The 19419-nt window shown below is 32.2% G+C and carries 18 protein-coding genes; 13 read left to right on the top strand and 5 right to left on the bottom strand.

The window, feature by feature from the left end; translation table 11 throughout:
* Positions 1–83 precede the first annotated feature (83 nt).
* From HYI43_08725 to HYI43_08695, 7 genes are all read left to right on the top strand, one after another.
* On the top strand, positions 84–623 hold the full coding sequence (locus HYI43_08725; protein UDI78629.1) for a helix-turn-helix transcriptional regulator: 540 nt from the start codon (positions 84–86) through the stop codon (positions 621–623).
* 15 nt (positions 624–638) lie between these two features.
* The gene (locus HYI43_08720; protein UDI78628.1) at positions 639–1733 is read left to right on the top strand and encodes an ABC transporter ATP-binding protein; all 1095 of its coding nucleotides are present in this window, start codon (positions 639–641) and stop codon (positions 1731–1733) included.
* Positions 1726–2529: an ABC transporter permease gene (locus HYI43_08715; GenBank protein UDI78627.1), complete on the top strand. Its 804-nt coding sequence runs from the start codon at positions 1726–1728 to the stop codon at positions 2527–2529. Before HYI43_08720 ends, HYI43_08715 begins: the two co-directional genes overlap by 8 nt.
* Before the next feature lie 5 nt (positions 2530–2534).
* Positions 2535–3347 carry an ABC transporter permease gene (locus HYI43_08710; protein UDI78626.1) on the top strand — a complete coding sequence of 271 codons (813 nt, stop codon included), beginning with the start codon at positions 2535–2537 and terminating at the stop codon, positions 3345–3347.
* Complete coding sequence (locus HYI43_08705) at positions 3344–4417, top strand: spermidine/putrescine ABC transporter substrate-binding protein (protein ID UDI78625.1); 1074 nt, start codon at positions 3344–3346, stop codon at positions 4415–4417. Before HYI43_08710 ends, HYI43_08705 begins: the two co-directional genes overlap by 4 nt.
* A gap of 72 nt (positions 4418–4489) precedes the next feature.
* Positions 4490–5698 (top strand): DUF4064 domain-containing protein, encoded by a 1209-nt coding sequence (locus tag HYI43_08700; protein ID UDI78624.1) that lies wholly within the window; start codon positions 4490–4492, stop codon positions 5696–5698.
* Positions 5699–5881: 183 nt separating this feature from the next.
* On the top strand, positions 5882–6367 hold the full coding sequence (locus HYI43_08695) for a DUF4064 domain-containing protein (protein ID UDI78623.1): 486 nt from the start codon (positions 5882–5884) through the stop codon (positions 6365–6367).
* Between the two features lie 69 nt (positions 6368–6436).
* Here HYI43_08695 and HYI43_08690 read toward each other — a convergent pair whose 3' ends face one another.
* Together HYI43_08690 and HYI43_08685 are read right to left on the bottom strand one after the other, a co-directional pair.
* Positions 6437–7783, bottom strand: coding sequence for an Nramp family divalent metal transporter (locus tag HYI43_08690; GenBank protein ID UDI78622.1), 1347 nt, complete (start codon positions 7781–7783; stop codon positions 6437–6439).
* Positions 7784–7907: 124 nt separating this feature from the next.
* Positions 7908–8519, bottom strand: a complete 612-nt coding sequence (locus HYI43_08685; protein ID UDI78621.1) for a DUF1054 domain-containing protein — start codon at positions 8517–8519, stop codon at positions 7908–7910.
* Positions 8520–8701: 182 nt separating this feature from the next.
* Between HYI43_08685 and HYI43_08680 the strand changes: the two genes are divergently transcribed.
* Positions 8702–9517 (top strand): inositol monophosphatase family protein, encoded by an 816-nt coding sequence (locus tag HYI43_08680; protein ID UDI78620.1) that lies wholly within the window; start codon positions 8702–8704, stop codon positions 9515–9517.
* A 79-nt stretch (positions 9518–9596) separates the two neighbouring features.
* Here HYI43_08680 and HYI43_08675 read toward each other — a convergent pair whose 3' ends face one another.
* Positions 9597–9788, bottom strand: a complete 192-nt coding sequence (locus HYI43_08675; protein UDI78619.1) for a DUF5325 family protein — start codon at positions 9786–9788, stop codon at positions 9597–9599.
* A gap of 97 nt (positions 9789–9885) precedes the next feature.
* Here HYI43_08675 and typA point away from each other — a divergent pair, with 97 nt between their 5' ends.
* Together typA and HYI43_08665 are read left to right on the top strand one after the other, a co-directional pair.
* Positions 9886–11733: a translational GTPase TypA gene (gene typA / locus HYI43_08670; protein ID UDI78618.1), complete on the top strand. Its 1848-nt coding sequence runs from the start codon at positions 9886–9888 to the stop codon at positions 11731–11733.
* Between the two features lie 519 nt (positions 11734–12252).
* Entirely contained in the window at positions 12253–12888 is a 636-nt protein-coding gene (locus HYI43_08665) for a stage II sporulation protein M (protein ID UDI78617.1), read from the top strand.
* A gap of 88 nt (positions 12889–12976) precedes the next feature.
* On the opposite strand, the gene HYI43_08660 is transcribed toward HYI43_08665, so the two are convergent.
* Entirely contained in the window at positions 12977–13144 is a 168-nt protein-coding gene (locus HYI43_08660; protein ID UDI78616.1) for a DUF2197 domain-containing protein, read from the bottom strand.
* A 1-nt stretch (position 13145) separates the two neighbouring features.
* Positions 13146–13631: a hypothetical protein gene (locus HYI43_08655; protein ID UDI78615.1), complete on the bottom strand. Its 486-nt coding sequence runs from the start codon at positions 13629–13631 to the stop codon at positions 13146–13148.
* Between the two features lie 140 nt (positions 13632–13771).
* On the opposite strand from HYI43_08655, the gene HYI43_08650 reads away from it, so the two are divergent.
* The 3 genes from HYI43_08650 to HYI43_08640 all read left to right on the top strand — a co-directional run bounded on the left by HYI43_08650 (position 13772) and on the right by HYI43_08640 (position 19353).
* Positions 13772–14047 carry a YlaN family protein gene (locus HYI43_08650; protein UDI78614.1) on the top strand — a complete coding sequence of 92 codons (276 nt, stop codon included), beginning with the start codon at positions 13772–13774 and terminating at the stop codon, positions 14045–14047.
* A 319-nt stretch (positions 14048–14366) separates the two neighbouring features.
* On the top strand, positions 14367–15599 hold the full coding sequence (locus HYI43_08645) for an FtsW/RodA/SpoVE family cell cycle protein (protein UDI78613.1): 1233 nt from the start codon (positions 14367–14369) through the stop codon (positions 15597–15599).
* Between the two features lie 307 nt (positions 15600–15906).
* Positions 15907–19353 (top strand): pyruvate carboxylase, encoded by a 3447-nt coding sequence (locus HYI43_08640; protein ID UDI78612.1) that lies wholly within the window; start codon positions 15907–15909, stop codon positions 19351–19353.
* Positions 19354–19419 lie beyond the last annotated feature (66 nt).

Genomic DNA, 19419 nt, shown 5'->3' with positions numbered 1-19419 from the left:
GCTGTATTTTGTTATTTTTATTAAGCATTAAACAAAATGTTTGATATTACTAAACAAGATACAGCTTTTTTAAGGTGATAATTATGCAAATTGGTAGTAAATTACGAAACTTAAGACGTCAAAAGAATCTAACTCAAGAAGAATTAGCGGAACGTACAGATCTTTCAAAAGGTTATATTTCACAAATTGAAAGTCAACATGCTTCTCCTAGTATGGAAACTTTCTTGAATATTTTAGAAGTATTAGGTACTTCTCCAAGTGATTTTTTCAAAGATAAATCAAAAACAAAAGTATTACATACCAAAAATGATAGAACAATTTATGATGAATATGACAGAGGGTACATACTTAATTGGTTAGTCACGAATTCCAATGAATTTGAAATGGAACCACTTATCTTAACTTTAAGACCAGGTGCGTCATATAAATATTTTGAACCATCAGAATCAGATACGTTTATTTATTGTTTAGAGGGTTGTGTGACATTAACTTTAGGTAAATCACAGTATCGTGCTAATGAAGAAGATGTATTATATTTTAGGGCTAATGAGATACATCAATTACATAATGAAACATCTAATGTAGTAAAGATACTAATTGTTGCTACTGCATCATATTTGTAGAAGGAGAGAAGTGTAATGGAGCCATTGTTATCTTTTAAAAGTGTTACAAAGGGATATGATGACGTAGTCATACTCGACAAAATGGATTTAGAGATTGAATCTGGACACTTTTATACATTACTAGGACCTTCAGGTTGTGGTAAAACAACGATATTAAAATTAATAGCTGGTTTCGAACAACCTGATGATGGGGATATTATATACCTAAATAAATCCATTGGTGATTTACCGGCAAATAAGCGCAAAGTTAATACAGTCTTTCAAGACTATGCTTTGTTTCCGCATTTAAATGTATTTGATAATATTGCTTTTGGATTAAAACTTAAAAAGCAATCAAAAAAGGAAATTAATCAAAAAGTTAAAGATGCATTAAAGCTTGTAAAATTGTCAGGTTATGAACAAAGAAGTATTAATGAAATGAGTGGAGGTCAAAAGCAACGTGTAGCTATTGCTAGGGCGATTGTTAACGAACCAGAAATTCTGCTACTTGATGAATCGTTATCTGCTTTAGACTTGAAATTACGTACTGAGATGCAATATGAGTTGCGTGAACTACAAAAACGTCTCGGTATTACATTTATATTTGTCACACATGATCAAGAAGAAGCACTTGCACTAAGTGATTATATTTTTGTAATGAAAGATGGTAAAATCCAACAATTTGGAACACCAACTGATATTTATGATGAACCCGTCAATCGATTCGTTGCTGATTTTATAGGTGAATCTAATATTGTAGAAGGTAAGATGGTAGAAGACTTTGTGGTGAATATTTATGGTCAAGATTTTGAATGCGTAGATGCAGGTATTTCTTCTGGAAAAAATATTGAAGTAGTCATTAGACCTGAAGATATCTCTCTAATTGAAGCGGATAAAGGTTTATTTAAAGCTACCGTTGATTCAATGTTATTTAGAGGTGTACATTACGAGATTTGTTGTATAGATAGAAAAGGGTATGAGTGGGTTATTCAAACTACCAAAAAGGCTGAGGTAGGAAGTGAAGTAGGTCTATTCTTTGATCCTGAAGCAATCCATATTATGGTTCCGGGTGAAACTGAGGAAGAATTTGATAAACGTATTGAAAGTTACGAGGAATTGGAAAATGCGTAATCTTAACAAATTGCTCATCACCCCGTACATCTTGTGGATGGTAATCTTTATCATCATACCAGTTATTTTATTAATTTATTTTTCGTTTATCGATATACATGGCCATTTTAGTTTTACCAATTATGAACAAGTTTTTTCAATGAAATACCTTACTATGATGTGGGATTCAATATTTTATGCTGCACTTATTACGATCATTACGTTATTAATTAGCTATCCAGCAGCATATTTCATACGTGCGTCTAAAAATCAAAATATTTGGCTATTAATACTCATTATTCCAACTTGGATTAATCTGTTATTAAAAACATATGCTTTTATTGGATTGTTAAGTCATGAAGGAATGATAAATAAATTTTTGAATTTTTTACATATTCCTTCAGCTAATATGTTATTTACGCCAGGCGCTTTTTTACTCGTAGCAAGTTATATATATATTCCATTCATGATTTTGCCGATATTTAATAGTATGAAGGCAATACCTAATAATTTATTACAAGCCTCAAGTGATTTGGGGGCCAGTCCTTTCACTACTTTTAGAAAAATAATTATGCCATTAACGAAAGAGGGCGTAATGACGGGGATTCAAGTCACATTTATACCAGCATTATCTCTCTTTATGATTACTCGACTAATTGCTGGAAATAAAGTAATCAATATTGGTATGTCCATTGAGGAACAATTTTTAGTTATTCAAAATTATGGAATGGGTTCTACAATTGCGATTTTCTTAATTGTTTTTATGGCATTTATTCTAATTATTACAAAATCGAAATCTACAGATGAAAGAGGGTGAATGAAGTGAAATGGTACGGGAAACTATATATTGGACTACTTTTAGTGATATTATATGTTCCGATATTTTTCCTTATGTTTTATTCATTTAATTCAGCGGGAAACATGATTCATTTCGAACATTTTACCTTAGATCATTATAAAAGCTTATTTCAAAATGATCGCTTAATGTCTGTAATTTTCAATACAGTGGCTGTTGCATTAATAGCAGCCGCTATTTCAACTATTATTGGAACCTTTGGTGCTATCGCATTGTATTATCTAAGAAATAAGAAATTTAAAGTTGCATTACTAACATTAAATAATGTTTTAATGGTTTCTTCAGATGTCGTTATTGGTGCCTCATTTTTAATTATGTTTACAGCATTGGGACATTTTACTGGGCTAGGATTAGGATTTGGCACTGTGCTAGCGTCACATATCGCATTTTGTATTCCAATTGTGGTCATTGTTGTGTTGCCGCAATTATATGAAATGAATAATAATATCTTAAATGCGGCGCGTGATTTAGGTGCGACTGAAACTCAAATTCTTGGCAATGTACTTATACCTAATTTAATGCCAGCAATTATTGGTGGCTTCTTTATGGCACTAACATATTCTTTAGACGATTTTACGGTGAGTTTTTTCGTAACAGGAAATGGATTCAGTGTATTATCAGTAGAAGTATATGCTATGGCACGTAAAGGAATTAGTATGGAAATTAACGCTATTTCAACAATTTTATTCGGCGCTATCGTATTAGGTATAATCGGTTATTACGCTATACAACGTTTAGTAAAGCGACGTCAATTAACTAAGCGAGGTGTACAGCAATGAAACAGTTTTTACAATTGATTATTGGTGCAATGGTTGTTGGATTAATTTGCTTAGGCATTAGTCATTGGTTTAAAGCTCAAGATAATTCTAAGATTGGCGAAAAAATTTATGTTTATAACTGGGGAGAATATATTGATCCAGATTTAATTAAGCAATTTGAGAAGGAAACAGGTATTCAAGTTGTATACGAAACATTTGATTCTAACGAGGCAATGGAAGCTAAAATTAGAAATGGTGGTACACATTATGATGTTGCTTTTCCAAGTGAATATACCGTTCAAAAGTTAAAACGTGAGAAGTTACTAGAGCCATTGGATCATAGTAAAATTCCAAATATGAAAAATTTAGATCCAGACTATATGAATATGACATATGACCCTCATAATAAGTATTCTTTACCATATTTCTTTGGTACAGTAGGGATTCTTTATAATAAAAAAGCGTATCCAAATGAAAACTTTAATAGTTGGAGTGATTTATATCAAAAAAAATATAAAAATGACGTATTACTTGTAGATGGCGCTCGTGAAATTATGGGGTTAGCTTTAAACAAATTAGGTTATAGTTTAAATGACACTAATCCTACGCATATAAAAGAAGCGGAAAAGGATTTACGTCAACTTACTCCACAAGTTCGAGGCGTAGTTGGTGATGAAGTAACAATGATGCTTCAACAAAATGAAGGTAATATTGCAGTAGTTTGGAGTGGCGTTGCTGCACCTCTAGTTCAAAATAGTGATAAGTATAACTATGTTATTCCTAAAGAAGGATCTAATCTTTGGTTTGATAATATGGTAATACCTAAAACTGCTCAAAATAAAGAGGGTGCCTATAAATTTATGAACTTCTTACTTGATGCGAAAAATAATAAGCAAAATACTGAGTGGGTAGGCTATGCAACCCCTAATAAAAAAGCACGTGAATTGTTGCCGAAAGAAGTTCGAGATGATCATCGTTTTTATCCAACTCAAAAAGAACAAAAACGTCTTGAAGTTTATAAAGATTTAGGAGAAAAATCATTAGGAGATTATAACGAAAGTTTCCTAAACTTTAAAATGTCGTTAAAATAGACTATAAATAGTAGTTATTTTATAATTAATTCGATATAATTATTTGATAAGTAAAATAAGGAGTTGTAATACATGTCAGGAGAACGATACACGCAAATCAAACGGCCTGTGAGTCGTCTGACTGAAAAGCTATTAGGTTGGTTTAGTTGGATTTTCTTACTCATTTTGACGGTTATTACAATGTTTATTGCACTCGTGTCATTTAGTAATGATACATCAATTCAAAATCTTGAAAACTCAATGAATAATAATGAGCTAATTCAACAAATTTTGACAAATAATAGTTTAAACACTACTCAATTTGTTATTTGGCTTCAAAATGGGGTGTGGGCGATTATTGTCTATTTCATAGTGTGTCTGCTAATTTCATTTTTAGCACTTATTTCTATGAATATTAGAATTCTATCTGGATTCTTATTCTTAATCGCAGCAGTGATTACATTGCCATTGATATTATTATTCGTACCATTAATTATTCCTATTTTCTTCTTTATCATTGCAATCATGATGTTTGCAAGAAAAAGCAAAGTTGAAACTGTTCCGGCGTATGGACCAGCTCAAGGATATTATCCTAATGATGATTATCCACGAGACGAATATGGTCATCAGGGGCGTTATCATGAAGAAGATAGATATGATAATGATGGTTATGATTATGACGAACGTAATAGATACGATGAAGAAGAATATGTTGAGCCACCTCGCAAAACTAAGAAATCTGAACGTCGTACACGTCGTAAGCAACCCTATTACGATGAAGACTACGATAATAATTATCGTGATAACAACTATGAAGAAGAACAGCAAAGTAATTACAATGATGAACAAGATTTAGCAACTGACACTGAGGAAGATAAATATAATCAATATCCTAAACGTGCTGTTACTGGTGAGTATAATTCTGAAGCGGATGATGTCGAAAATACAGGTGTCCTTTCTAGACAAGCTAAGTATAAACATAAATCGAATAAAAAGCCTCAATATGATAGTAACAACGCGAATGATGAATCTTATGATTTTGCTGAGAACGTAGTTGACACTGAACCTAAGGTTGATAAAAAAGAAGAAAAAGCACAACGTAAAAGAGAAAAAGCTGAAATTAAAGCTAAGAAAAAAGAAAAGCGCAAAGCTTATAATCAACGCATGAAAGAACGTCGTAAAAATCAACCTAGTGCAACAAGTCAACGACGTATGAACTATGAAGAACGTAAACAAATCTTAAATAAAGATGACGTTCAAACAGAAGATGAATCTGAAAATGTAGAAGATAAAAATGAATAGACGCATTTAAGTAGAAATGCTTAAGTCAAACATTAGAAACTCTTTACAAAGTAGACATTGAAAAATGAAAGCTTTGTAAGGAGTTTTTGCATTTAATACTGTTTCAAAGTGTTAAGTTAGTCGCAAATCACTAATATTTTTAGTATGATTTAAGTAAAAAGAACAACATTGGAGGGAAACATAATGAATCGCAAAGTTGAAGTCATACTTGCATGGGTTGCTAGTGGTTTAAGTGTGATTTATTTAATCATGTCTTTAATATCCTTTTTTGTAGTTAAAAATAATAATAATACTGAACAATACAATCAAATGATGAAACAACTTGGAAATCAACAAGTTAAAGTAACACCTGAAATAGTTCATTTAGCCATGACTTTTTCAATAGGTACTTTAATTTTTTCAACAATCTTAGGTATTATTGGAACACTAATTATCAAAGGTCGTCCGATATTAGCAGGTAGTTTATTAATCGTAGCTGCATTAGTAGGTATCATCAATATGAGCCTTATCGCTGGGGTACTATGGATTGTTGTTGCAATTATGCTTTTCGTGAAAAAAGATCCAAATAAACCGCAACGCAAAAATAATGCTAAAACAGACGATTTTGATAAATGGCAACCAGAAAAAGAATATAATGAACGTAAAAAAGACGATCCTTATATTTATTAAAAAATAACCTCACAATATTAGAGAATGAATTCTAATATTGTGAGGTTATTCTGTATTAGATTGGTAAACTTAAGCAAAGAAATCTTTAAACGTTTCAATAATTAAAAAGACATTCAGTAAGCTTAAAACTACGATTAATGACCATGCACAAATATTAATCCAAGTTTTGTTACGAAAAGTACCCATTAATTTTTTATTACTTGTGGCCAACTGTAACGGTATCAATGAAAATGGTAATGCAATACTCAAAAATACTTGTGAAAAAACGAGAAGTTGTTCCATTTTAGCTTCATTACCATGAAAAATAATTAAGCAAGCAATTATCGGTATCACAGCTAAACCTCTCGTAATAAGACGACGCACCCAGTTAGGAATAGATAATTTTAAAAAGCCTTCCATTACGATTTGACCTGCGAGTGTACCTGTTATTGTTGAATTTTGACCTGAAGCTAAAAGTGCTACCGCAAACAACGTGCTCATTATACTGCCTAATGCTGCACCCAACATTGGTTGTGTTTTAAGTGCATGATATAAATCATAAAATCCACCTAATTGAGAAGTATTAGTTCCATAAAATAGTGCAGCACCTAATACTAATAATAAACAATTGACTACAAAAGCGACACTTAATTGTATATTGGAATCAATCGTTGCATATTTAATCGCTTGTGCTTTATCATATTGGCTTTTACGGTTATATTTACGTGATTGAACGATTGATGAATGCAAATACAAATTGTGAGGCATGATTGTGGCGCCAATAATACCTAATGCAATATATAAAATACTATGATTGGTAATGATTTGGTGATGTGGTATAAAACCATTAAGTATATCCACTAATTGAGGTGATGATATATATACTTCAAATAAGAAAATAATCAATACCGTAAATATGAGCGTGCCTACAATTGCTTCAATTTTACGGAATCCGAATTTCATAATAAATAACAGTAAGAACACATCAAAAACAGTTATAAGTGCTCCAATTAGTAAAGGGATATCGAATAATAAATCTAACGCAATGGCACTCCCAATAACTTCTGCGATATCTGTCGCAATAATCGCGAGTTCAGCTATAATCCAGAAAATGATAGCAACAGGTTTATTTAAAAATTGTCGTGTCATTTGTGCTAAATCATTACCAGTAGCAATTCCTAAACGTACCGTCATACTCTGTAATAGCATTGCTGATAAACTAGAAATGAGTATAACAAATAATAAGGTGTAACCAAATTGTGCGCCACCTTGCATAGATGTTATCCAATTACCAGGATCCATATAACCCACAGCCACAAGTAATCCAGGACCTAGAAATGCTAAAAATTTCTGACTCGTACTTTTATCTCCGCTAAAATCAACAGTATTATTAATTTCATCTAAACTTAATTGTTGTTGCTTATCTTTTGTACCCATAATAAAACTCCTTAAATACTATGTCATTATATTAACCTAATGTTTTTTTTAGGTCAACCTAATAAAATTGTAGATAAAAAATAGATAAAGTTGATTTCAACTTTATCTATCTAACAATTTTCATTTATTCATAGAATTTAAGAAATTCATCAAATGTTTCTTTTACAAAAGCTAAAAAATCTTTATCCGATTTTAATCGTGAATCACTTGGTTCTAATGTACGAGCTACAAAGAATTCACCTTTTTTAACATTTTTAACTCGATCAATTGCCTGATGTAATTCATCATCACTCATATCTTTGATGTATGATTTTTCTTGTTTCATATGATCTAAACTTACTTTATAATCTTCAGGTAAGTCTTTTAATATATCAAAATGCTTATCAAATACTTTCACGCGTTCAGCTTTATCTTTACCTTCATGCATTACACCAAACATTAAAAATAATTCATTTCTGAATAAGCCAATTTGAAAATGGGGAAGCATTTTATATCCACGTTTGTTAGGTGCGAAAGCGACCCAAGTATCAATAGGAGGATTGACACTTCTACGTGCATGTTTTGCAACATGAGGATAAAATGTATCGCCAGTTTGTGATGTGAAATAGTCGCTAAAGTAATCACCAAGTTTATTTAATTGAGGTCTAACGTATTCATTTAATGCTTCCATACGAGCATCTAAACCATCTACGTCAAACGCTTTAAAATCTTTAGGCTTAAAAGTATATTGCGTCATAGGTGGGTCTCCTTTTTCAGAAAAATTAAGTTATAGATATTGTAGCATAGAACGATGTCTTCATTCCAAAAGCGGAATTTATAAGTGACAGGGTTTAAACTAGATAGAATAAGGTATACAAAGATGTATAGATTAAAACGACAAAAAGTACTGTATAATAGGAAGCAACAGGAGATGATAAGATGTCACTATACGAATTTGCCCAAGGTTTAGTGTTAGAAGCTGGAAACCAAGTTAGAACGATGATGAAAGAAGAATTGCGTATTGAAACTAAGTCGAATCCAAATGATTTAGTAACGAACGTAGATAAAGCCACAGAGAATTATATATATGACGCTATTTTAAAAAATTATCCTGACCACCGTGTTATTGGTGAAGAGGGACACGGTCATGATATGGATAATATAGAAGGTGTTGTCTGGGTAGTGGATCCAATTGATGGTACGTTAAATTTCGTTCATCAAAAAGAAAACTTCGCGATTTCTATTGGGATTTATCGAGATGGTAAACCATATGCAGGACTCGTTTACGATGTGATGAAAGATGTATTGTACCATGCTAAGTCTGGTGAGGGTGCATTTGAAAATAAACATCAATTACAGCCTATTGAGAACACATTATTAAAACAAAGTTTAATAGGAATAAATCCCAATTGGGTTACAAAACCTAAAATCGGTCCTATTTTCTCTGAAATTGTTAATCAATCAAGAAGTTGCAGAGCATATGGAAGCGCAGCTTTAGAAATTATTAGTGTTGCAAAGGGACAACTTGCTGCATATATCACACCAAGATTGCAACCATGGGATTTTGCAGGAGGACTCATTATTTTAAATGAAGTTGGTGGCGTCGGTAGTAATTTGTTAAATGAACAACTTACTATTGCGAGTGCAAACTCAATATTAATTGGAAATTCAGACATTCATAAAGAAATAGTAGAAAACTATCTCAATCCGCACCTTGAGGTACTAACAGAAGTACATCAGCGTTTTAAAAAATAAAAATGTCTCGGTAAGTCATCAGTTGAAAGCGTTAATTACTTCCAATTATGAATTACCGAGACTTTATAGGTTTAATTTATTATAGCCAGTCGTTTTCACGATATTTCTTTTTAAGCATGAAACCGCCGCCAAATGTTGCAATGAAAAGTATAAATGTTAAAATCATCATTGGAATACTACCAGCACCAACGCTGAAACTAAAAAGCACTAAGAATATAACAGCTATAATGGATAGCACCCAAAATATGCCTTTAGATTTTGGTTTTTCCATCCCATACCCCACCTTTTTGTTATCTTTTACTAATAATATGATATAATAAAAAAGTTGTAATTAAAAGTGGGAGTTTACTCGAGAAAGGAATTATAAAATGACTAATAGAAGAGAAGATGTACGTAATATCGCAATTATTGCTCACGTCGACCATGGTAAAACGACTTTAGTTGACGAATTACTTAAACAATCTGGTATTTTCAGAGAAAATGAACATGTTGATGAAAGAGCAATGGACTCTAACGATTTAGAAAGAGAACGTGGTATTACAATTCTTGCGAAAAATACTGCAATTGACTATAAAGGTACAAGAATTAACATCTTAGATACACCTGGACACGCTGACTTCGGTGGCGAAGTTGAACGTATTATGAAAATGGTAGACGGTGTTGTACTCGTTGTAGATGCGTATGAAGGTACAATGCCTCAAACACGTTTCGTGCTTAAAAAAGCACTTGAACAAGACTTAAAACCTGTTGTGGTTGTAAATAAAATTGATAAGCCATCTGCTAGACCTGAAGGCGTAGTAGATGAAGTCTTAGACTTATTCATCGAATTAGAAGCGAATGATGAACAATTAGATTTCCCAGTTGTATACGCTTCAGCTGTTAATGGTACTGCAAGCCTTGATTCTGAGAAACAAGACGAAAACATGCAGTCTTTATATGAAACAATTATTGATTATGTACCAGCGCCAATTGATAACCACGATGAACCATTACAATTCCAAGTTGCATTATTAGACTATAATGACTATGTTGGACGTATCGGTATTGGTCGTGTATTTAGAGGTAAAATGCGTGTAGGTGACAATGTATCACTTATTAAACTAGATGGTACAGTTAAGAATTTCCGCCTAACTAAAATCTTTGGTTATTTCGGATTAAAACGTGAAGAAATTGAAGAAGCACAAGCTGGTGACTTAATAGCAGTTTCAGGAATGGAAGATATTAACGTTGGTGAAACAGTGACACCAACTGATCATCAAGAAGCATTACCTGTATTACGTATTGATGAACCTACACTTGAAATGACTTTCAAAGTTAACAATTCACCATTTGCGGGTCGTGAAGGTGATTATGTTACTGCACGTCAAATTCAAGAACGTTTAGATCAACAACTTGAAACAGACGTTTCATTAAAAGTAACACCAACTGATTCTCCAGATACATGGATCGTTGCAGGTCGTGGTGAATTACATTTATCTATTTTAATTGAGAATATGAGACGTGAAGGTTTCGAACTTCAAGTATCTAAACCTCAAGTAATTTTACGTGAAATCGATGGTGTATTAAGTGAACCGTTTGAACGTGTACAATGTGAAGTACCTTCTGAAAATGCCGGTTCAGTTATCGAATCATTAGGTGCACGTAAAGGTGAAATGTTAGATATGTCGACTACTGATAACGGTTTAACACGTTTAATCTTCATGGTACCTGCACGTGGTATGATTGGTTATACAACTGAATTTATGTCTATGACTCGTGGTTATGGTATTATCAACCATACTTTTGAAGAGTTTAGACCTCGTGTAAAAGCACAAATTGGTGGTCGTCGTAACGGTGCACTAATTTCTATGGACCAAGGTCAAGCAACTGCATACGCTATCATCAACTTAGAAGATCGTGGCGTTAACTTCATGGAACCTGGTACTGAAGTATATGAAGGTATGATTGTTGGTGAACATAACCGTGAAAATGATTTAACCGTTAATATTACAAAAGCGAAACACCAAACTAACGTGCGTTCAGCTACTAAAGACCAAACACAAACAATGAACCGTCCTAGAATTCTTACACTTGAAGAAGCGTTAGAATATATTAATGACGATGAGTTAGTAGAAGTTACACCTCAAAATATTCGACTTAGAAAGAAAATATTAAACAAATCATTACGTGAAAAAGAAGCAAAACGTGTAAAACAAATGATGCAAGAAGAACAATAAAATAAAAAATATATTTGCTTCTTAGAAGTTCATAAATGTTTTAGATTGCTGACAAAGACTACGCCTTTGTCGGCAATTTTTGTTATAAAAGAAATGTAATAGGATTGATTATCATTAACAGGTAAGCGATAGGGAGAATAATTTCAAGATAGTGATTTTAGGTGGCCAGGCCATAAAGATTATATTTTTGAAAAAATGAAAAGTAGAGCGTTTGAGACCAAAATAATGTTATGTGTTATGAGGTTACAATGAAAATTCGCAGTGGCTGACTGAATTGAGAAGGTGCTTATATCAAACTTTTCTTAACTCAATTCAACCCTGTAAGGTGAGGTGCCTATATAGAAAATCTCAAAAAGAGATTTTATAAGCAAAGTAAGTTGGGAGACTTGCTCACGAATTGATAAAAATTTGAGAAACAATTTTGTTCATTGTACGGTTCTGCTCAAATTTTTAAACGCTTTTGTCCTGACCTCAGTTTGATATGGTATAGTGAAGGTAATTAAATTAGGAGGGATATCATTGATTCATTTAGATCTTTCATCATTCATGAAAAGAACCAATCAATTTATGATATTTAATCTTAGTTTGTGTGCAGTGATTGCCATTATATTTTATATTATTGGATTGAATATTCATGATTATAGTGACTATCCTAATGCCAAGTTAAACGGCAATGTTGATAATCGTTTTAGTGGGTTAATAGAAATATTTGTTAATAATGCTTTCATAGTACCTTTGGTTTCACTTATTATTGCAATCATCCCTATACCTTATTTATATTTGATTCCGACAATATCTACACTGTTTTCACTATCAATGTCTATTGGTATTCAATTTGCTTATAAAACCAATGAAGGAATAGCTCTTTTGATAGGCATATTACCGCATAGTTTATTAGAAATTTATATTATTAGTTTAGAACTTTCAATATTATTTGTTGTAAATAGATATTTTAGAAAAGTATTAATTAACTTATTTAAAAAGGAAAAAGGACATGTACCGCATTTATTATGTATAATCAAGTTTATAGTTAAATACTATTTAATGTTTATAGTACCGTTTGCCTTTATTTGTGCGTTTATTGAAGTTTTTATTACACCTAATTGGTATAGCTTACTAAAAAAGATATTAGTTGCTCAATCAATATATTTTTAATAAGTAGTTATAAATTCATACATATGAAAAATAGAGGCGGAACAAAATTCTTTTTGAATTCATTGTCCCGCCTCTGCATGTTTGATAGTTACATATTATGATTTAAATGTAAACGTTGTTTTGGTTTGTCCAAACGGCTTTTACAATCATCACACATAAATGTGCGAATCGGGTTATTGCGCAATCGTTTAGCTTCAACTGTATTTTCATCAATTAAAACCTTACTGTCACAAATCATACATTGAACTTCACGCAAACTAAATCACCTCGATATGCGTTACATACTTAAATTCGTACGCATAACCTTTATCATCTGGATTGTAAACAAAACTATCTACAGAATTATCGTCATATAAGCGTTTACCATCTTTCGCAAATTGGAAGAATAAGTATGGTAGTAACTCTATTGGAACTTCAATTGAATCTTTGTCATTAGATAGTTTGATTGCAGTAGCGTCGTCTTTTGGCTCTGCATTTTTAAAGAAAGGTGTCATATTAATCGCAAATGAATCTTCAAGAACAGAACGTTTACGATATTTAATTTCTGAATTTAATGTTGGCGGATTAGTTTGACCTTCTAAAATTGCTCTATTCCACTCTCTATTATCATCAAATTTAATTGGTTTTGTTCCCTCAAATACGCCACTTTCAATATCTTCTATTTTTACTTTTCTATCATCAAATATCCAAGTTGTACTATCTAAAGTGATAGGGAACTTGACTGCTCCTTTAATTTGAATCATTTTATGCCCACTCCCTAATTTCGTTCTATTCACTATTTTATCACATTTAATTTATGCTATTCACTGAATAAACTTGCTTTTTAAAATGTAGTAAGATAAACTTTTTATATGAAGATATTTAATGATAGGGGGAGTATGTGATGCCGAAGCAATCGAAGATGAGTAATGTGGCATATGAACAATTAAATCAAGATGCTGATAGAATCTTACACTTAATTAAAGTTCAAATGGACAATTTAACATTACCATCATGCCCATTATATGAAGAAGTTCTCGACACACAAATGTTTGGCTTACAAAAAGAAGTGGATTTTGCGGTTAAACTAGGTCTAGTAGACAAAGAAGACGGTAAAAATTTAATGCTTCGTTTAGAGAAAGAATTGTCTAAATTGCATGAAGCTTTCACAAATGTGTAATTAATTATTAAATATATTAGCAACTCATTGCTATTTCGTTTATAAATTGTGAGATGTGTGTGCCTTATACATACTGTGAAACTCACCATATGAGTGACTGAAATATTATGACTATAATATTTTCAGTCATTTTATATTTTTAAGGAATTTATTAAATTAATAAACTATTTAAATAATACATCTAGAAATACTAAATCTATGTTTATATTTGTGAAACAGTTAGTACAAAGTATATAATAGTTTAGACAGAATTTTAGTTTTAAAAGTAATTTCAAAGAACATAAAATTTTTAAAATTTTAGAATTGGATGATCATTTTTATGAATAACTTGAAAAAAATCTTTCGATATGCGGGTAAAACGTCTAAGTTTATCGATTATCCATTATTAATTACATATGTTATTTTATGCCTATTAGGTTTAGTCATGGTATATAGTGCCAGTATGGTGGCCGCCACTAAAGGAACGTTAACGGGTGGAATAGAAGTGTCAGGTACATACTTCTATAATAGACAACTTATATACGTAATCATGAGTTTTATAGTGGTGTTTATTATTGCATTTATGATGAATATCAAGATACTTCAAAACTCGAGAGTTCAAATGTGGATTATGTCTGCTGTTTTTATATTACTTTGTTTAACTTTAGTTGTAGGTAAGAATATTAATGGTTCAAAGAGTTGGATTAACTTGGGCTTCATGAACTTACAAGCATCTGAATTATTAAAAATAGCATTTATCTTGTATATTTCTTATGTAATAAATAGAAAATTACCTCAAGTAAGAGAAAAATTAAAAGTAATACGAGCACCACTGTTTTTAATTGGTGCAAGTTTATTTCTAGTATTGTTACAAGGTGACATTGGTCAAACATTATTAATCATTATCATTATTGTTTCAATGTTTATCTTTGCAGGCATTGGTGTACAAAAACTCGTTCGTGGTCCGGTCCTTTTAATTATAGGTAGTTTTATTGCTATTGCAGGATTTTTCTTGATCAGCGGTTTGATGCCTCACTATTTAAAGGCTCGTTTCAGTACATTAATGAATCCGTTTAGTTCAGAATCTGGTACAGGTTATCATTTATCTAACTCATTGATGGCAATTGGTAATGGCGGATTGTTTGGACGTGGTTTAGGTAATGGTATTATGAAACTTGGATACTTACCTGAGGCACACACTGACTTTATCTTTGCAGTGATATGTGAAGAATTAGGTTTAGTAGGTGGATTATTTGTAATTTGTGCATTATTTTTCATTGTATATCGTGCATTTATGTTAGCTACAAAAACACCATCTTATTTTTATAAATTAATTTGCGTTGGCGTAGCAAGTTACATTGGTAGCCAGACTTTCGTTAATTTGGGTGGTATTTCAGCAACGATTCCATTAACAGGTGTTCCATTACCATTTATAAGTTTTGGTGGATCATCTATGTTAAGTTTAAGTATTGCGATGGGCTTATTGCTATTAGTTGGAAAACAAATCAAAATGGACGAAAAGCGTGCGAAGAATAATAAGAAACAAAAAATTGATATACCTAGACAATATTAATTAACCAAAACCTTTATATGACGTTAAGTGTAAACACAGCGTCATATAGAGGTTTTTTATTTATGTGAAAAATAATCTACACTTTTGTGTATAAAGTAGAAATGATTGTAATCTAATGATAATATAAAGTTATAACTAATGATAATTTTTAGTGATGATAATATACATTCTTACTCTATTAATAAACTTTATACTATTTATTCTTATTAAATACACGAAAAAATAAATATAGCTTTATTTTTAGAAGTAGTATAAAATCTTATTATCTAATTAGTTAGAATATTCAAACTTTAAAGGGGGATTCCTTTTGAACCACATAAAAAAGATATTAGTAGCCAATCGTGGTGAAATTGCAATTAGAATTTTTAGGGCAGCAACAGAATTAGATATTCAAACGGTAGCAATTTATTCTAATGAGGATAAAAATTCTTTACATAGATATAAAGCAGATGAATCTTATTTAGTTGGTAAAGATTTAGGACCAGCTGAAAGCTATTTAAACATAGAACGTATTATTGAAGTAGCTAAGAAAGCAAATGTTGACGCAATTCATCCAGGTTATGGTTTCTTAAGTGAAAATGAACATTTTGCGCAACGATGTGAGGAAGAAGGAATTACATTTATTGGTCCTCATTTAGAACATTTAGATATGTTTGGTGACAAAGTAAAAGCAAGAACCACTGCTATAAAAGCTGAACTACCTGTTATACCTGGTACAGATGGTCCAATTGAAAGCTACGATGCTGCTAAAAGATTTGCACTTGAAGCAGGTTTCCCTTTAATGATTAAAGCCACAAGTGGTGGTGGCGGTAAAGGAATGCGTATCGTCCGTGAAGAGAGTGAATTAGAAGATGCCTTTTATCGCGCTAAATCAGAAGCGGAGAAATCTTTTGGAAATAGTGAAGTTTATATTGAAAGATATATTGATAATCCTAAGCATATTGAAGTACAAATCATTGGCGATGAATATGGCAATATCGTGCATTTGTATGAAAGAGATTGTTCAGTTCAGCGACGACACCAAAAAGTAGTTGAAGTAGCACCTTCTGTTGGCTTATCAGATGATTTAAGAGAACGTATTTGTAATGCAGCACTGCAATTGATGCACAAGATAAAATACGTTAATGCAGGAACAGTTGAATTTTTAGTGTCTGGTGAAGAATTCTTCTTTATTGAAGTAAATCCGCGTGTACAAGTAGAACATACGATTACCGAAATGATAACAGGTATAGATATAGTTAAGACACAAATATTAGTAGCTGATGGCGCAAATTTATTTGACGAACGTATTGCTATGCCGAAACAAGAAGATATTCAAACATTGGGATATGCGATTCAATGTCGTATAACAACGGAAGATCCTGCTAATGATTTCATGCCTGATTCAGGTACTATCATTGCTTATCGATCTAGTGGTGGATTCGGCGTACGTTTAGATGCGGGTGATGGTTTCCAAGGTGCTGAAATATCACCATATTATGATTCTTTATTAGTTAAATTATCAACACATGCTGTTACTTTTAAACAAGCGGAAGAAAAAATGGAACGTTCTTTACGCGAAATGCGAATTCGTGGTGTTAAAACGAATATCCCATTCTTAATAAATGTAATGCGCAATGATAAGTTTAGAAATGGTGATTATACTACTAAATTTATTGAAGAAACGCCCGAATTATTTAATATTGCGCCAACGCTCGATAGAGGAACTAAAACCCTAGAATATATTGGGAATGTGACGATAAATGGTTTTCCTAATGTAGAAAAACGTGCGAAACCAGACTACGAAACAACGACAATACCACAAGTATCACAAACTAAAATTCATAGTTTAAGTGGTACGAAACAATTATTAGATCAAAAAGGGCCAAATGCAGTTGCTGAATGGGTACGAGAACAACAAGATGTATTAGTTACAGATACAACATTTCGTGATGCACACCAATCTTTATTAGCTACACGAGTACGAACTAAAGATATGATGAATATTGCATCTAAAACGGCTGAAGTATTTAAAGATGGTTTCTCTTTGGAAATGTGGGGTGGTGCAACATTTGATGTAGCATATAATTTCTTAAAAGAAAATCCATGGGAACGATTAGAAAGGTTACGTAAAGCTATTCCAAATATTTTGTTCCAAATGTTATTGCGTGCTTCTAATGCTGTAGGATATAAAAACTATGCTGATAATGTCATTGAAAAATTTGTTAAAGAGAGTGCAAACGCTGGCGTAGATGTATTCAGAATTTTTGATTCACTGAATTGGGTTGACCAGATGAAAGTGGCTAATGAAGCGGTACAAAAGGCGGGTAAAATTTCTGAAGGTGCAATTTGCTATACTGGCGATATTTTAAACCCAGAACGCTCAAATGTATTCACTTTAGATTATTATGTAAATTTAGCTAAAGAACTTGAACGTGAAGGGTTCCACATACTAGCGATTAAAGATATGGCAGGGTTGTTAAAACCAAAAGCTGCTTATGAATTGATTGGAGAATTGAAGGCAGCTGTTAACCTACCAATACATTTGCATACACATGATACAAGTGGAAATGGACTGCTCATTTATAAAGAAGCAATTGATGCTGGTGTCGATATTATTGACACAGCTGTTGCATCGATGAGTGGCTTAACAAGTCAACCAAGTGCGAATTCATTATATTATGCATTGAATGGATTTAACCGTAATATGCGTACAGATATTGAAGGTCTTGAGGAACTTAGTCATTATTGGGGTACTGTGCGACCATATTACAATGATTTTGAAAGTGATATTAAATCTCCAAATACTGAAATATATCAACATGAAATGCCTGGTGGTCAATATTCTAATTTAGGACAACAAGCTAAAAGTTTAGGCTTGGGCGAGCGTTTTAATGAAGTGAAAGATATGTATCGACGTGTTAATTTCATGTTTGGCGATATTGTAAAAGTAACACCTTCTTCTAAAGTGGTAGGAGATATGGCACTTTACATGGTACAAAATGATTTAGATGAGCAAGCAGTTATTGAACAGGGTAATAAATTGGATTTTCCTGAATCAGTTGTTTCTTATTTTAAAGGAGACATTGGTCAACCAGTTAATGGCTTTAATAAAAAATTACAAGAAGTCATTTTAAAAGGACAGAAACCTTTAACAGAACGACCTGGTGAATATCTAGAACCTGTAAACTTTGACGCTATACGACAAGAACTGATTGATAAAAGTTATGGGGAAGTAACTGAACAAGACGTGATCAGTTATGTATTATATCCAAAGGTATTTGATCAATATATTCAAACGAAACAACAATATGGTGATTTGTCGTTGCTTGACACGCCTACTTTCTTTTTTGGAATGCGAAATGGTGAAACCGTAGAAATTGAAATTGATACTGGTAAGCGGTTAATCATTAAATTAGAAACGATTAGTGAAGCAGATGAAAATGGTAATCGTACGATTTATTACGTAATGAATGGACAAGCACGTCGTATTACCATTAAAGACGATAATATTAAAACGAATGCGAATGTCAAACCGAAAGCTGATAAATCAAATCCTAACCATATTGGTGCACAAATGCCTGGTTCAGTAACGGAAGTTAAAGTGGCAGTTGGAGATGAAGTGACAGTAAATCAACCCTTACTTATCACTGAAGCTATGAAAATGGAAACGACAATTCAGGCACCATTTAATGGAACTATTAAAAAAGTCACAGTAGTGAGTGGAGATGCAATCGCAACTGGTGATTTATTAATAGAAATTGAAAAAGCTTAAACTCAGATGATTTAACTACACATCATATGTCAATTTGAAATAAGCCAGTTTTCAACCTATTCATAT

Source organism: Staphylococcus taiwanensis (assembly GCA_020544305.1).
Classification (GTDB): domain Bacteria; phylum Bacillota; class Bacilli; order Staphylococcales; family Staphylococcaceae; genus Staphylococcus; species Staphylococcus taiwanensis.
Note: the sequence above shows the minus strand (reverse complement) of the source record. Positions and strands in the feature narration are given on the sequence as shown.

Excerpts from the sequence above, each read along its gene's own strand:
- HYI43_08650 (UDI78614.1), top strand. The coding sequence starts at position 13,772 with ATGCCGAAGCAATCGAAGATGAGTAATGTGGCATATGAACAATTAAAT.
- HYI43_08675 (UDI78619.1), bottom strand. The coding sequence starts at position 9,788 with ATGGAAAAACCAAAATCTAAAGGCATATTTTGGGTGCTATCCATTATA.
- HYI43_08645 (UDI78613.1), top strand. The coding sequence starts at position 14,367 with ATGAATAACTTGAAAAAAATCTTTCGATATGCGGGTAAAACGTCTAAG.
- HYI43_08700 (UDI78624.1), top strand. The coding sequence starts at position 4,490 with ATGTCAGGAGAACGATACACGCAAATCAAACGGCCTGTGAGTCGTCTG.
- HYI43_08655 (UDI78615.1), bottom strand. The coding sequence starts at position 13,631 with ATGATTCAAATTAAAGGAGCAGTCAAGTTCCCTATCACTTTAGATAGT.
- HYI43_08680 (UDI78620.1), top strand. The coding sequence starts at position 8,702 with ATGTCACTATACGAATTTGCCCAAGGTTTAGTGTTAGAAGCTGGAAAC.
- HYI43_08685 (UDI78621.1), bottom strand. The coding sequence starts at position 8,519 with ATGACGCAATATACTTTTAAGCCTAAAGATTTTAAAGCGTTTGACGTA.
- HYI43_08695 (UDI78623.1), top strand. The coding sequence starts at position 5,882 with ATGAATCGCAAAGTTGAAGTCATACTTGCATGGGTTGCTAGTGGTTTA.
- HYI43_08690 (UDI78622.1), bottom strand. The coding sequence starts at position 7,783 with ATGGGTACAAAAGATAAGCAACAACAATTAAGTTTAGATGAAATTAAT.
- HYI43_08725 (UDI78629.1), top strand. The coding sequence starts at position 84 with ATGCAAATTGGTAGTAAATTACGAAACTTAAGACGTCAAAAGAATCTA.
- HYI43_08720 (UDI78628.1), top strand. The coding sequence starts at position 639 with ATGGAGCCATTGTTATCTTTTAAAAGTGTTACAAAGGGATATGATGAC.
- HYI43_08705 (UDI78625.1), top strand. The coding sequence starts at position 3,344 with ATGAAACAGTTTTTACAATTGATTATTGGTGCAATGGTTGTTGGATTA.
- typA (UDI78618.1), top strand. The coding sequence starts at position 9,886 with ATGACTAATAGAAGAGAAGATGTACGTAATATCGCAATTATTGCTCAC.
- HYI43_08715 (UDI78627.1), top strand. The coding sequence starts at position 1,726 with ATGCGTAATCTTAACAAATTGCTCATCACCCCGTACATCTTGTGGATG.